At 46.2% G+C, this 15431-nt stretch carries 12 protein-coding genes; 6 read left to right on the top strand and 6 right to left on the bottom strand.

Annotated features, from left to right (window positions below):
* Together AC6R00_RS04005 and AC6R00_RS04000 are read left to right on the top strand one after the other, a co-directional pair.
* The gene (locus AC6R00_RS04005; RefSeq protein ID WP_500639403.1) at positions 1 to 453 is read left to right on the top strand and encodes a beta-galactosidase subunit beta; all 453 of its coding nucleotides are present in this window, start codon (positions 1 to 3) and stop codon (positions 451 to 453) included.
* 195 nt (positions 454 to 648) lie between these two features.
* Positions 649 to 2076 carry an amino acid permease gene (locus tag AC6R00_RS04000; RefSeq protein ID WP_500639402.1) on the top strand — a complete coding sequence of 476 codons (1428 nt, stop codon included), beginning with the start codon at positions 649 to 651 and terminating at the stop codon, positions 2074 to 2076.
* Between the two features lie 63 nt (positions 2077 to 2139).
* Here AC6R00_RS04000 and AC6R00_RS03995 read toward each other — a convergent pair whose 3' ends face one another.
* Positions 2140 to 2751: a TetR/AcrR family transcriptional regulator gene (locus AC6R00_RS03995; RefSeq protein ID WP_500639401.1), complete on the bottom strand. Its 612-nt coding sequence runs from the start codon at positions 2749 to 2751 to the stop codon at positions 2140 to 2142.
* Positions 2752 to 2900: 149 nt separating this feature from the next.
* On the opposite strand from AC6R00_RS03995, the gene AC6R00_RS03990 reads away from it, so the two are divergent.
* Complete coding sequence (locus AC6R00_RS03990) at positions 2901 to 3917, top strand: MBL fold metallo-hydrolase (protein WP_500639400.1); 1017 nt, start codon at positions 2901 to 2903, stop codon at positions 3915 to 3917.
* Positions 3918 to 3966: 49 nt separating this feature from the next.
* A complete protein-coding gene (locus tag AC6R00_RS03985; RefSeq protein ID WP_500639399.1) occupies positions 3967 to 4305 on the top strand; it encodes a DUF5329 family protein in 339 nt (112 codons plus the stop codon).
* On the opposite strand, the gene AC6R00_RS03980 is transcribed toward AC6R00_RS03985, so the two are convergent.
* A complete protein-coding gene (locus AC6R00_RS03980; RefSeq protein WP_500639398.1) occupies positions 4283 to 4438 on the bottom strand; it encodes a hypothetical protein in 156 nt (51 codons plus the stop codon). The genes AC6R00_RS03985 and AC6R00_RS03980 overlap by 23 nt on opposite strands.
* Before the next feature lie 52 nt (positions 4439 to 4490).
* Between AC6R00_RS03980 and AC6R00_RS03975 the strand changes: the two genes are divergently transcribed.
* A complete protein-coding gene (locus AC6R00_RS03975) occupies positions 4491 to 5399 on the top strand; it encodes a DMT family transporter (RefSeq protein WP_500639397.1) in 909 nt (302 codons plus the stop codon).
* Here AC6R00_RS03975 and AC6R00_RS03970 read toward each other — a convergent pair.
* Positions 5350 to 6063, bottom strand: a complete 714-nt coding sequence (locus AC6R00_RS03970; RefSeq protein ID WP_500639396.1) for a helix-turn-helix domain-containing protein — start codon at positions 6061 to 6063, stop codon at positions 5350 to 5352. The genes AC6R00_RS03975 and AC6R00_RS03970 overlap by 50 nt on opposite strands.
* 241 nt (positions 6064 to 6304) lie before the next feature.
* On the opposite strand from AC6R00_RS03970, the gene ygjK reads away from it, so the two are divergent.
* Positions 6305 to 8686 carry an alpha-glucosidase gene (gene ygjK / locus AC6R00_RS03965; RefSeq protein ID WP_500639395.1) on the top strand — a complete coding sequence of 794 codons (2382 nt, stop codon included), beginning with the start codon at positions 6305 to 6307 and terminating at the stop codon, positions 8684 to 8686.
* Between the two features lie 37 nt (positions 8687 to 8723).
* Here ygjK and AC6R00_RS03960 read toward each other — a convergent pair whose 3' ends face one another.
* The 3 genes from AC6R00_RS03960 to AC6R00_RS03950 form a co-directional block, all read right to left on the bottom strand.
* Entirely contained in the window at positions 8724 to 10838 is a 2115-nt protein-coding gene (locus AC6R00_RS03960; RefSeq protein ID WP_500639394.1) for an alpha-galactosidase, read from the bottom strand.
* Between the two features lie 12 nt (positions 10839 to 10850).
* The gene (locus AC6R00_RS03955) at positions 10851 to 13952 is read right to left on the bottom strand and encodes a beta-galactosidase (protein ID WP_500639393.1); all 3102 of its coding nucleotides are present in this window, start codon (positions 13950 to 13952) and stop codon (positions 10851 to 10853) included.
* Positions 13953 to 14113: 161 nt separating this feature from the next.
* Positions 14114 to 15340: an ABC transporter substrate-binding protein gene (locus AC6R00_RS03950; RefSeq protein ID WP_500639392.1), complete on the bottom strand. Its 1227-nt coding sequence runs from the start codon at positions 15338 to 15340 to the stop codon at positions 14114 to 14116.
* Between the last annotated feature and the right edge of the window lie 91 nt (positions 15341 to 15431).

Raw genomic sequence — 15431 nt, 5'->3', positions numbered from 1 at the left:
ATGATCGTGTTAGAGAGCTTAGCGCAATTCAAAGTCGTTTACCGCGATGGCCGCAAGTGGAACCGCTGTATAGAAGCGATTGAAAACATAGCCAATATCAAAGATGGCGTCATGCATTCAATTGGAGATTCATTGGTTTACATGGTTGAAGATGGCGTTGCTCGTCATACCGAGACCTTTGAAGGTAACCGACGCTACTTCGATGTTCATTACTACATAGAAGGAAGAGAAACCGTCGAATTCGCTGAAAAATCTCAGCTTGAGCGCGCCGATAAGTACCGTGATGAAACGGATCGAGAATATTTCTATGGTCAAGGTGCGACACGTGAACTCACAGAAGGCCAAGTTGCCATCTTCGACAACAACAATGCCTACCGTTTCCACGGAAATAACCGAGTTCGAAAAGTGGTGCTTAAAGTGACCATCGAAGACGGCTATTTCCTGAATAAATAAATACAACTTACAGGGTCAGCACAACTGACCCAAACAATAACGACTACAACCCCTGAGGTACTAAAGTCACAAAAGCCAGTGACAGCGCTGGACTCTAACGCGGCATAGCCTACTATTCGCGCAGGATGATAGAACGCTCAATAGCAGTGTGACTTTTAGTACCAAAGGAATTGACGTGATTCATCGGAGGACTCTATGTCTGAATCTATGCGTGGCACCATTGGCAAGTTTGCCCTGCTGTCGATGACCTTTGCGGCGGTATTTAACGTCCGTAACATCGTAAACAACAACATTGAATTAGGCTTAAGTTCAGCGCCTATTTTCTTACTCGCAACCATCGTTTACTTCATTCCTTTTGTGTTCATTATTGCCGAGTTTGTTTCGGCCAATAAGAACTCAGAGTCCGGTATGTATGACTGGCTGAAACAACCGTTAGGCACTAAAGCCGCATACTTAGGTTCTTTCTTATACTGGTTTGTAAACCTGTTCTGGTTTGTCTCCCTATTACCCAACGTTATTGCTTACGCCTCATACGCTATGCTCGGCTATGAGTACACCTTCTCACCTATGGTGACATCGATTATTTCGATTGTTCTCTTTGCTGCGGCGACTCATATCTCAACTAAAGGTGCGAGCTGGCTGGGTAAGATTTCAGAGATTGTGGCATACGGCGTCTTTGCTCTGTTCGCTATTTACGTCCTTGGCGCGTTAATGGCGTTAGGCGGTGGTGAATACACACCAGCTGAACCGATTACCTTAGAAGCGATGAGCCCAACAATTAACTGGGCAACCTTAGGCATTATGTGTTGGATCTTCCAAGCAGCCGGTGGTGCAGAAACCGCAGCCGCTTACCTCAAAGATGTCAAAGGTGGTCAGAAAGCCTTTATCAAGGTGATCATCATGGCAGGTGTTCTGATCGGTGCTATGTATGCGCTTGGCTCACTACTGGTTAACGTTTTTGTCCCTCGCGAAGACCTCACTTACGCAGGTGGTATGGTCGAAATCTTTACCGGTATGGCTCAGTACTTCGAGGTTTCTACCTTAGTGGTTGGCCGCTTTGTTGGGATCATTCTCTTTATCGCAATGTTTGGCTCTATGATGATGTGGACAGCGGCTCCAGTGAAAATCCACTTCTCGGAGATTCCAAAAGGCGTCTACGGTGAGAAAACCACTGAGCTTAATGAGCACGGTGTGCCAGTTCGCGCAGCTTGGTGGCAGTTTGCCTTCGTCGTCGTGATGTTGGTTGTGAATGGCTTTGGTTCAGAATCCGTGCAAGACATGATGAACCAAGCAATCAACTTGACCGCTGGTACTGCGATGCTACCGCCAATCTTTATCATGGCTGCTTACTTCATCTTCCGCCTAAAACATGATGATACGCCACGTGATTTCCGTATGGGCTCACGCAAGTTTGGTATGGGTGTGGTGTCGGTATTGATCACCATCTTTGTGGTAAGTATGACTGCATCAGCCTTCCCGACAGGCGTTGATTTAGTACGTGCCTTCTTCATCAACGTCTTTATGACCGCGGTATTCTCTGGCCTTGCATGGTGGTGGATCTCTCGATTCGAGAAAAAACAGGCAAGCAAAGAGGTAAAGTTACACACAGCTAAACAAGCCTAGGGTCTGTTGAACATTGTAAAATTAAAGTCCTTACCATAATGGTAAGGGCTTTTTAATATGTCGCTAAGCGCGGTACTGACTCATAAACAAACGGGTGCTTTGCTCTGCCAATACCCTCGCCTCTTGCTTGGTCAGCGAAGGTTTCATTCCCAGAACCTGAGGCCAGAAGGCACTGCCTTTAACTAAGCTGTGCAACTGGGTACTCGCCACAACCACGTCCTCAATAATGAGCGTCTTCTGCTCCTTCTGCTCAATTAGCCAACGAAACAGCGCAGTCTCTTGCTTTGCCATCTTCGCTTCTTGCTCTTTAAGCTCATCCGGCTTATGGAAGAAGTAGCTCAAAGCCACTTTAGCTAGATCAACATAGTGAGGTTCTGTCACAACATTAATCTCGCTTTCAAGCAGTGCGATAAGCTGCTGCTCTAATGTCAGTTCAGCAAGCCCCGCTATTTCATGTTCAGCCATTGAAGTGCGCCATAACTCCGCCAGCAGTTCCATGACAATCGCTTCTTTAGATTCAAAGTGGTTGTAAACCGTTCGCTTAGAAACCTCAGCCATCGCAGATAGCTTATCCATACTGGTATTTTGCACACCAAATTCCTGAAAAGCCTGCTTTGCCGCAACCAATATCGCCTCACGTTTGATTTCGCTACGACCTTTTTTTCTAACTTTCATAGAGTTAACGATCCTACCTCATTCTGCTGAGATCTATTTTACACCAAGTAGTTTACTTTAAAAGCAAAGTATGTAAACTACACCGTATAGTTTACTTTAGGATAGTCACTATGAAACGCACATTGTTAGCTACTGTAGGAGCGATAATTATGACCACCTCTATCATCTCTTGTTCTAGTTCAGATAAAGCAGCGGGTAAGCAATACCCAGAGAAGTTTGCCAACACTGAGCTTGAATACAAAAGCGGCTTTGGTGACATCCTGAAGATCGCAAAAGCCTATTTCACGACTGAGCGCCTTAACCCAACGCCAAGCTTTGATTTGCCCGTCCATGCGATGACAACGGAGCAACTTGCCAATGAACAGCAAGATGTTCTCTATCGCTTAGGCCATTCAAGTATCGCGATGAAGATCGATCAGCAGCTCATCCTGACAGATCCTGTGTTTAGTGACCGAGCATCTCCCGTACAATGGGCTGGGCCAAAGCGCTTCCATCAGCCGCCTATATCGCTACAAGAGCTACCAAGTATTGACGCCGTTCTGATCAGTCATGACCATTATGATCATCTCGACAAAGCGTCGGTCAAAACACTGACCGAAAAAGTCACGGTATTTATTGTGCCGCTGAAGATTGGTCAAACCTTGAGAGAATGGGATGTTCCTGAAGAGAAGATAGTTGAGCTTAATTGGTGGGAGTCCCATGTGCACAATGGCGTGGAATATGTGCTGACTCCAACCCAACACTTCTCCGGACGTGGACTGACTGATCGCGACGGCACTTTATGGGGAAGCTGGGTGATTAACGGTCAGCAGAATAAAGTCTTCTTTAGTGGTGACTCTGGCTACTTCTCAGGATTTAAAGAGATTGGTGATAAATACGGACCATTTGATTTCACCATGATAGAAACTGGAGCTTACAATAGCTTATGGGCGGACATCCATATGTTCCCTGAGCAAAGTGTTCAGGCGCACATTGATCTTAAAGGTAAGGTGATGATGCCAATTCACAACGGTACCTTTGATCTCGCTATGCACGATTGGAACGAACCAATGCAGCAAGCGATGGAGATTAGTGAAAAGCGCGGTGTCACCATGGTCAGTCCTGAATTTGGACAACGTGTTGAACTCAACGAGCCACTAGAACTCAAACCTTGGTGGAACCTATAAGGACGAACAGGGTAAGTGATCGAGGCCAAATACGGATTAAGGGGAAGTGATGAAACGGTTGTATCTCGTCATAGTGTTAGCGATGTCGGCTACTTCTGCAGCTGCCAGCATTCAAAATGATGTAGACAGTTTAATCAGCAAGATTGAGCAATCATCCTGTACTTTTTATCGAAACGGCAAAGCCTATACCCCGACTGAAGCCGCTGAGCACATTAAAAATAAATGGGACTATGCCCAAGATGAGGTCAAAGATATCGAGACCTTCATTAACGAAGTTGCCTCTAAAAGCTGGTTCACAGGTAAACCTTATATGGTCGAATGTGGCACACAACAAATTACAAGTCAGCAATGGTTACTTCAGCTCGCTAAAAGCGACACCACTCAATAATATCATTAGCACTAAAAGCACCCATGCGGTGCTTTTTCTTTTCCTTGCTCTCACCAACTTCGACCTCTAGGAACAGAAAACCGTCCGATGGGATCAGTTGTTCCGATTTAGCCAAGCTATAGTAACTATCCATGTAGGTGGCCACCGCATCATTCTCTATAGTTGAATTTATAAGGTTAAATCTGATGATTAAATTAGATTCCCTCGCTCCAATCCTATTCCTAGTGATGTGGAGCAGTGGTGCGGTTATTGTAAAACTTGGATTACAGTTCTCTTCCGAATGGAGCTTTCTGGCAATACGTGCGGTGATCTCTTTTGTCAGTGTCAGCGTCATTTGTTTGCTTGCTAAATCACTGTTCAATACTCAATTTCATAAACCTAGCAGGGAAGAGTTGAAAACCGTCTTGTCGGTCGGTTTGTTGTTACAGGTGTTCTATCTCACTTTCTATATTCTGGCGATAGCAACAGGCATGTCTCCTGGCTTAGTAACATTGGTTTTAGGTATCCAACCTTTGATAACCCCCTTACTTGGCAAGCAAAAAATCGGGGCGCGTAAATTTATCTTACTGGGTGTTGGTTTCGCAGGACTCACTATCGCGATTGCTGGTGCGCAAAGCCTTGATAGCATTCAATGGGCTGGAATACTGTTTTCCGTCTTAGCGCTCCTCTCCCTCACAATAGGCACTATCAAGCAAACCAAGGTGACGATGAATTCATTTCAAGCCATGTGGTATCAATGTGTTTTATCGAGCCTTGTGTTTATCGCGCTTAGCATGGGCACTGAAGGCTATATTGATTGGCAGCCAGAGCTTGTTTTCTCAGTGTTATGGATGAGTTTGGTGGTTTCCGTCGGGGCACTCTTACTGCTGATGTACATGGTAAAACGGGACAGCTCAGATAAAGTCAGCGTACTGTTTTACGCAATCCCCATGCTGACCTATCTGTTTGACCACCTGCTGTTCGGTACAGTGTTAACGCTTTTGACTATGCTAGGAATGGCTATCGTCGCCATTTGCATTGTTTTGTATCGTTGTCAGCCGAGACTCAATCGTGGGCGCGATAAGCTTTCGGTGGCAAACCAAAATAACCACTAAAACTACGCGTAAAGGAAGATGGATTACTAAAGCCCACTTCCTCAGCAATCCGGCTGATCGGCATATCGGTGTTGATCAGCAAAGTACGCGCTTTTTCCATACGTAACTTAGCTAGATACTTAAGTGGGGAAAGCTGTACTTCTTTGCTAAATAGGTGTTTAAACTGAGTCGCACTTAAGCAGGCAACCTGAGCGAGCTCGTCAATTGAGTGATTCTTAGCGATGTCTTGATGAAGGTACTGGATACTGTTTTTGATCCTCATATCCATTTTGCTACTGGAACACTGGCGAGCTAATAGTTCAAACAGGAGCGACAACATGTTCTCTTCCAACTCACCGGAAATGTCTTGCTCAAGCTGCTTCTCAATAAAACTAATATACTGATGCGTTGCTTCATCGAGTGCCAGAATTGGATGCTCTAGTCCTAGTAATTGACTTGGTAGCTCATTGACATCAATCACCAAAAAGCGAAAGTCCTCACGAGCACGAAACTCATGGTAGCAACCGGATAAAATCACCACACAATCACCATAAGAGACTGTCGCCGCCTGCCCATCTAACGTCAAATCAATATAGCCGCGTAAAGGCAGCAACACCTGATGATGGCTATGACGATGTCCATTCGAGGAGCGGCTATAAGCTCGCACTGTTATCTTACCACTCAAAGCTTCTTCCTGAATTTAAACAAGTGAATACTCACTCTATCACACTCATCAAGAATCAATCGATGGCAAATTCTATAGCTACCTTCTGTTGTCATTCCAATAACTAACTGGACAAATGCAAAATAAAGTAAAACTTTACTAAATAAAGATCACATATTAACTAAAGATTATTTAACCCCAACCAATAGGGTCGATAGAATCACCTCAAACAAACTTCAGGTCGCTGACCGAGGATAATTACATGACCCTACGAAAAACTTTAATCGCTGTTGCTGTTGGTTCTGCTGTCGCTCTCTCTGGCTGCGGCTCTATATCCGATTCAAACAACGCAGATCTGCAAGCTGCTCAATTCAAAAATGTCATCGACCGCACTGGTTCTCCAGAGTATATGCGTGATTATGACTTTGACGACCACCAACGATTCAATCCATTCTTTGACAATGGCGCTTGGCATGGTCATCTACTTCCTGATCATCAAGAGGGGATGGGAGGTTTTCCAGGCACGGCATTGCTGACCGAAGAATACATCAATTTCATGGCCAATAATTTTGACCGTTTAACTGTGTACAAAAATGGCCAGAAAGTTGAGTTCAACATGGAGGCTTACAGTCTTCCTGGCGCACTCGTCCAAAAGCTTTCATCTGACGATGTGCAAATTGAAATGACTTTACGCTTCGCGACTAATCGCACTTCGTTGCTAGAAACTAAAATCACGTCAGACAGCCCACTCGATCTGGTTTGGGATGGAGAGTTGCTTGAAAAATACCACGCCAAACAAGGCATCGCGCAATCCGACAAAACCATCGATCAAGCTTATCCTGAATATGATCGTCAGATCGTAAAAACCGATGACGGCCTCAAGGTAACCTTTGGCAAAGTTCGTGAGACATGGACATTGTTAACTTCGGGTGAATCTGAATACCAAATCCATAAATCAATCCCAATGGAGACAAAGATCTACGGACATAAGTTTGTTTCCAAAGCACAGGTTCCTGGGTCGACAACACTCTATACCACATACACACATGTACTGACTGAGAAAGAAAATCAGGCTGAACAGAGCAAGATCCAAGATGTATTCGCCCACCCACAGCAATATTTACAGGCTTCGGCTCAACGTTGGGAAGACTATTTAGAAAAAGGTCTGAGCAACCCAAATGCTACACCAGCACAAGAGCGCGTCGCGGTCAAAGCAATGGAAACGTTGAATGGTAACTGGCGTGGAGTCGCTGGTGCGATGAAGTTTGACTCTGTCACTCCGTCGGTTACCGCCCGATGGTTCTCCGGTAATCAAACTTGGCCTTGGGACACATGGAAACAAGCCTATGCGATGGCGCATTTCAATCCAGATGTGGCGAAAGACAATATTCGCGCGATGTTCGCTTATCAAATCCAAGCTGACGATCCGGTGCGACCGTGGGATGAAGGCTATGTACCAGATTTGCTAGCTTACAACTTAAGCCCAGAGCGCGGCGGTGACGGTGGTAACTGGAATGAGCGTAACACGAAGCCGAGTTTAGCCGCATGGGCCGTAATGGAAGTGTACAAAACGACTGGTGATAAAGCTTGGCTAGAAGAGATGTATCCAAAACTGGTTGCTTACCACAATTGGTGGCTACGTAATCGTGATAACAATGGTAATGGCGTACCTGAATATGGCGCCGCCCGTGATAAAGCCCACAATACCCCAGACGGTCAGATGCTGTTTACTGTCACTCGTGGTAACAAAGAGCAAACCTTTACCGGGCTCGATCAATATCAAGCAATCATCGCCAATGGCCAATATGACCATATTGAAATCCCAGCCCAAACAGCTGCTTCATGGGAATCTGGCCGAGACGATGCGGCAGTATTTGGCTTTATTGATAAAGAGCAGCTAGACAAGTATGTAGCCCAAGGGGGTAAGCGTGGTGACTGGGATGTACAGTTTGCTCAAAACCGAGCGAAAGACGGCACCTTACTTGGCTACTCTTTGCTGCAAGAATCCGTCGATCAGGCTAGCTATATGTTTAGCGATAACCAATACCTAGCTGGCATGGCAGACATACTTGGTAAAGCGGAAGAAGCCAAACAGTTTCGCGCTAAAGCAGATCATCTAGCTAACTACATCAACACTTGTATGTTCGATGAAAGCACTGGCTATTTCTACGATATTCGCATTGAAAACAAACCACTTACCAACGGATGTGCGGGCAAACCTATCGTCGAACGTGGCAAAGGCCCAGAAGGCTGGTCGCCACTGTTTAATGGCGCGGCAACCCAAGAGCACGCAGATGCCGTGGTCAAAGTGATGAAAGACAACAATGAGTTCAACACCTATGTTCCACTAGGAACAGCAGCGTTATCCAACCCTGCTTTTGGTCCAGATATTTATTGGCGTGGCCGCGTATGGGTCGATCAGTTCTACTTTGGCCTTAAGGGGATGGAGAAGTATGGCTACCGCGACGATGCGGTTGAAATGGCGAAAGCCTTCTTTAGCCACGCTGATGGCTTAGTGGAAGATGGCCCAATCAGAGAAAACTATAGCCCGCTAACCGGTGCTCAGCAGGGTGCTCCAAATTTCTCTTGGAGTGCAGCGCACCTGTATATGCTCTACAACGATTTCTTTACTGACAGTCAGTAAACTTAAAGGGTACCAAGCCAACTTGGTACCCCTTTCGCTAAACGGCTTCAATACTTAGCAGTAAACAAGCTTCTGGGTCTAAGATAGGTAAACTGAGTCCAAGTGTTGCTAACCAATCGCCACTCACGACTATAGGTTCCCCTTCCCACCAGCCATCACTTGGTTTCATCAATTGCGCGCTTAATTGTGGATAGTCGACTAACGTGACTTTGTAATCTCGTGCACGATCAAGGTGCTCCAAGATAAGTGGTTCTGGAAGTGCATAGTCCGGCATCGCTTTTTGGCACACAGTGATTAACGTTTGTTGAGCTTTTGTCACCCCATAGACCAAACGAGTATCATCAGCACTATCTAGATAGAACGCCTCACCACTATGAAGCAACTCGCGATAGTGTTTATGCAGAGCAATGTACTTAGCAAAAGCTTGCTTCTCTTGTTCACTTTCTTTAACTGGGTCGAGCTCCACCCCCATATGACCACTCAACGCCGTTAAACCACGTAGGTTGATATCATGGGTTCGTCTTGTCGTGTGACTATGATAGGGCCCGATATGAGCGCCCATCACTTCTGGAGGGAAAAAGATCCCCATGTTCTTTTGGATAGTTTGACGCTCTAACGCATCATTACAGTCTGAAGTCCAGAAACGGCACGTGCGCTTTAGGATCTCATAATCAATTCGCCCACCACCTGATGAACATGACTCAATTTCGACCTCGGGATGCACCGCGACCAACTTATCAATCAATCGGTATAAAGCCTGAGTTTGCCCGTGTACCGCGCCTTTGCCTTGATGAGTCGCTTGAACTAGCTCTCGGTTCATGTCCCACTTTACGTATCCAATATTGTGCTCACGTAGCAAGTCATCCAGACAGTTAAACAGGTAATCAAAGCAATCTTGGTTTTGCAGGTTTAGGACATATTGATAACGCCCTGTCGGCTGCGCGTAGCCCTCAGCGGCTAGCAACCATTCTGGGTGAGCACGAAACAGGTCTGAATCAGGATTGACCATTTCAGGTTCAACCCAAATGCCAAACTCCATCCCAAGCGCGTTAACGTGTTCAATAACAGGAGTTAAACCGTTAGGGTATTTTGTCGCATCAAGCGTCCAATCACCCAGAGACGACTTATCATCATTGCGGCCTTTAAACCAACCATCATCAATAATAAATCGTTCGACACCAATGCTCGCTGCTTGGGTCGCCATTTCACAAATATACTCTGGGTCATGGTCAAAGTAGATACCTTCCCAAGTATTGAGATGAACAGGGCGTACCTTAGCCTGATCAAACGATATTACCTGCTCACGTACATAGCGGTGACTCACATTACGAATACCATTAATACCTTTTGGACTATAGGTAGCCAAAAGCTCTGGTGTGGTATAGCTCTCCCCTTGCGGTAAAATCACTTCACCCGGAATTAGCCACTCTCCTGCCTGTAGCAATCGGCGGCCATCACTTTTCACATCGGCGCGCCACTGATGGTTTCCGCTCCACGCAAGATGAAAGCCCCATACTTCGCCTGTTTGATCACTAAAACCCGACGACCCCAATAAACAGCCTGGAAAGTACTCATGAGATGTACGGCCCCGACGGTTTTCGATCACCCATGAACCATGCGCTATTGACTGGCGCTGCGCCTGAAACTCACGGCTCCAACGACCATGATAACTTTCCAGCTCTGACGCTCGGTATGGAACTGGAAGTGTCAAAGCCAGTTTATTTAAGGTGTAATCTTCTGCAGCTAAATTGGTGAGTGTTAATTGCTTACTCAAGACGCCGGATTTATCCAGTTTAAGGTGTATCGCTAATGCGAGTTGAGTTTGTTGGTCTTGGCACACGATATCCACTTGGCTACCTGATTGTGTGTGCGAGACATAATCTAGCCTTGGCATACTCGCCAAGCCTTTGCGATGACCTTCTATGCCTGACGAGCCAAAATTGCCACGCCCTAATTCAGGACAAAGAGTTAAAGGAACATCATGATCCAAACGCGCTTGAGGCACAGCACGCTGCTGACTGCTCATCAGATTGGCGAACTGTGTGTCGTTAATCTGTGCAATGTTTTTGCCCCAATAAATGATTTCAGGTGCCGGTGACAGTTTGATCACCACTGAGACATGCTCGCTATGGAGCTGAACAAATGGGTTCATTTCGTTATTCCTTTAAAAGCTCAAGGCCACTTGGTAGCGGTAGCGTCGATCATTCAGTAAGTACTCTTTGTGTACGCTTGGGGTCCAAGAATCATCGCCACCGACTCCCATATGGAAACCATCAATCCGAACAAAAATAGTGTCTTGCTTCATCAGTTCATTGGTGTGTTTTGCCATCGCGAGGTTAGCTTGACTAAACTCACTCACCGCAAAATGGAAGTCACCTCGAACGCTCAGTTCGCCAATCTGTGCTTCTAACACATCGCAGCGTAGACCGTTTTCTGAAGGGAAGATGTAATCGGTGTGCATCTGCCTAACGGAGGATTGATAACGACCTATATGCGCCGATTCTTTTCTATCAGGATAATTCTCGTGAGGCCCGCGACCAAACCAGCTCACAGGCTCTTGGTGCTCGCTCACTCCATGATCATATAGTGATAACTCAAGACCAATCCGAGGTAGTGGCGCAAGGCCATTGGCCAATTCAACATCGACATCGATAGTCACTTCACCATCTTGAGTCACCAGATAACGCCACGTGGATACAATCAGGACTCTACCCTGTTGAAGATAAGCCGATTTGGTGATGACTTGTAAGCCAGATTTGGTTTCATTCCATTCAAAATCAATCGCTTCACGCTCTAAGGAGTCTAACCCTATCGACTGCCAGCGAGCGAACCAAGAATTGGGGTCTAACCTGTCTGCCTCACTGGTGCCTATATCATTATCGAGCGGCGCGCGATAAAAGTTATCCATGATTGGCTGGGTAAGCTTTTCGTTGTCATTGACCTTCCAGCTCGAAATCGCACCAAGGCATTTGTCGAACTCAAGCGCAAAAAGATCACTGTAGACCAAAAGCTTTTCTGGGCTATCAGAGATGTTCGCTTGCCAAGTTGGTTTCGCCTCAGGCAGCACCAACTCTGGCTCTGGGCTCAGTTCAAACTGTTCAGTGGCAGTAACATGCCCAGCTTCAGACCATGGAGTCGCTTTGCTCAGTACCACAGTTAAATTCAAGTGATATCGAGCGCCTGATTTTTCACGCAAAGCGGTATTTTCTAGTACCAATTCGGTGCTTTGCTGCGCTTCTAAAACAAGCTCTGCTTCACCTTCATCCACTACAATGCCATCTTCAAGAATCTGCCACTGCAGGCTTTCTCCTTGGCTTGAAGTGAATAAGTTTTCGCTGGTCATTTTCACCGTTAAAGGGGCTTGCTCTACTAGACTGAACTGGTAGAACTGCTGAGCTTTTTTCACTTCATGTAGAGTGGGATGCACACTACGATCTGGGAATATCAACCCATTGATACAGAACTGGCGATCATTAATCTCGTCACCAAAGTCCCCACCATAAGCCCAATATTGATTACCTTGCTCGTCGACCTTGGTCAGTCCTTGGTCAACCCAATCCCAAATAAAGCCACCTTGTAGGCGCGGATGATCGCGAAACGCCTGCCAATACTCGCTGAAACTGCCTAAGCTATTTCCCATCGCATGCGCGTATTCACACAATATCAGCGGGCGTTGCTCATCAGGCAGCGCGATAGACTTTTTAATTCCAACTCTTGGCGTCACATGAGGTTGATGAGCAACGACAGGTAAATCCCAATCTACTCTGGCGTACATTGGGCAAATAATATCAGTGGCAGCTGTCATTGCACCGCCACCTTCATACTGAATAGGCCGTGATGGGTCACGCTGCTTCACCCATTGGTACATTGCATGATGGTTATTGCCTATCCCTGACTCATTACCTAACGACCAGATAATGATAGAAGGATGGTTTTTATCGCGTTCAACTAAGCGCGTTATTCTGCGCATGTAAGCATTGAGCCACTCACTGTCATCGGATAGACGACACATCGGAAACTGACCATGAGTTTCGATATTGGCTTCATCGACCAGATAAAGCCCATATTCATCACAGAGCTGATACCACATCGGGTGATTGGGGTAATGGGCAGTGCGCACTGCATTAAAGTTGTTTTGCTTAAGCAATTTGATGTCGCGAATCATATCTTCGCGCGTCATCACATGACCAAGTTCGGGATGGTGCTCATGACGATTAACACCGCGAATCAGCAACGGTTTACCATTGAGTTTTAGCTGACCTTGGCTGATTTCGACGTGTCTAAAGCCGACATCATAGCTCTCACAATCCACCAGCGAACCTTGCTCATCAATTAAACTGACCACCACTCGATACAGTGCTGGCGACTCTGCGCTCCATAGCTCTGGCGCTTGAATCGATAGATTGTGATTAACTTTATCGCACCAAGGCCCCTTCTCATCGGCAAACTCCAGACCTGCTTGAGAGCTCTGCTGAGCAACCATTTGCTGCTGGGCATCAAACAAGCTGACACATACCTGATAGGGGAGGTTCTTTTTCGATAGCGTCGTTACCACTTTTAGCTCAGCATCGCGATAAGCCTTATCTAGCTGCGTGACGACTTGGACATCTTTGATATGAATGGCAGGTTTCGTTAACAGGGTAACATCACGAAAGATACCGCTTAGCCACCACATATCTTGGTCTTCAAGGTATGATCCGTCACTCCAACGCATCACCATGACTGTGAGTTGATTTTCACCATCGATGAGAAAGTCTGACAGGTCGAATTCCGCCGCAAGTCTTGAGTCTTGTGAGTAACCTACCCATTGGTCGTTACACCATAGATGGAAAGCACTATTTACCCCATCAAAGGTGACCGTTGTTTGCCCTTGCTGTGGCGCAAACAGGAAACGAGTTCGGTAAACACCCGTTGGATTATCTTCAGGAACTTTTGGTGGCGTATCCGCAAATGGATACTTTACGTTGGTGTAGATTGGTTTATCAAAGCCTTGCAGTTGCCAGTTACTCGGTACCGCTATTTGACTCCAGTTGCTGTCATCAAAACTCTTACTCACACATTCAGCCGGCACATTGTCTGGTCTATTGAACAGCGCAAACTGCCACTGACCGTTCAAGCTAAGTTGATTGCTTGAAGGTGTTTTATTCAGTGCGTTTTGTTCGCTTGAATAAGCATGAAGAGGCGCGTGCGCAGGCATCACATTGTGGTGAACCACATGCTGATTTTCCCATTCGCGCGCCGCTATGACTTGGGTAAAAGTTCTCATCACAGCACCCTTTAGATAAGAGGAAAAAAAGCGCCCCTTGTTGGTAAGGAAACGCTCAAGATTGGACACATCAATCTCATCTCGATTGATGTCCTCCTCTGCTTATCGCTGGCATGGTAAACAGGGAACGACAACAATAAACAAAGGAAGAACAGTTTGATTTATTTAAAAGTACGCTTACGAACTTTTTCTAGCTTCTTCAGAATCTTATCGAGACGCTCAGGCTTAACCATAAACTCTTGGAAACCTTTCATGCCTTCTTTGGCCATGGCAGGATCCGTATCGCGATCATAGAACTGAGCAGTACCTTCAGCAGACGCTAGCATAGCAACACCCTTGTTAAGGAACGGGTCGTCAGCCGCTTGCGCTTTGTTGTTGGTGGGGATCTGTAGGATAGATTCGTTAATTAACTGCTGAATCTCAGCCTGTGCGACAAACTCAAGGAATTTACGCGCGTCAGCTTTATTTTTCGCCTTGCTTGGAATATGAATCGTATCCATTGGCGCATCTTCAGCGACTGGTACTGCAGGGTCGATGACAGGGAACTGGAAGAAGCCCATGTTATCTTTCATCTCTGCTGGGAAGTTTGGTGTGATGAAGTTACCAATCAGGTACATCGCCGCCTGACCGTTATATAGGAATGGCTGCGCTTCCTGCCATGAGTACGACGCGTGGTTTTCTAGGAAGTAGCCCGGCTCAACAAGTTCTGCCCAGTTAGCAAAAGTTTTCTTAACACGCTCATCGGTGTAAGGAATTTTGCCGTCCATTAGATCGATATGGAAAGCTAAACCATTAGTACGTAGGTTGATGTAATCGAACCAACCTGCTGCTGTCCAAAGGTACTTTGTACCGATAGCAAACGGCGCGACTTTATTTTGTTTAAGCGTTGCAGAGGCAGCTTTTAGCTCTTCCCAAGTTTTAGGCTCTGCAATGCCATATTTTTCGAACAGGTCTTTGCGGTAGTAAACGCCCCATTGGTAGTAAGTGTAAGGCACACCATATTGCTTACCATTGACCGTCATCGCTGGCGCTGCCGCAGCAAAGTCCTGAGTCATGTTGTTTTCTGCCCAGATATCACTCACATCTTCAAAAAGACCACGATCTACGAACGTTTTCATACGGTTGCCCGCATACCAGAACACGACATCTGGTGGCGATGTCACCAACCAGTTACGAATCGTCGTCTTGTAGGCTTCTTTATCGTAAAGGTTGTACTCAACTGTAATGTCTGGGTTCTCTGCCTCAAAGCGCTTCACAATCTCTTGCCAAGCAGCTTTAGGAGCTGGGTCCGCTTGGTCAGAGTTAATGACCAATGTGCCCGCCCATGCGGTGGTAGATAATGTTGCCCCGAGAATTGCGGAAGCAGCAAGATGTTTCACGTATTTCATATTCAGGTCCTTGTTAGTGAGCTTATGCTCATGGGTCCAATTGTTATATTTATTTACTGCATAAAAGAGCTAGCCAACCTGTGAGGGATAA

This window comes from Vibrio sp. R10-SF1-ISO8 (assembly GCF_059833805.1).
Note: the sequence above shows the minus strand (reverse complement) of the source record. Positions and strands in the feature narration are given on the sequence as shown.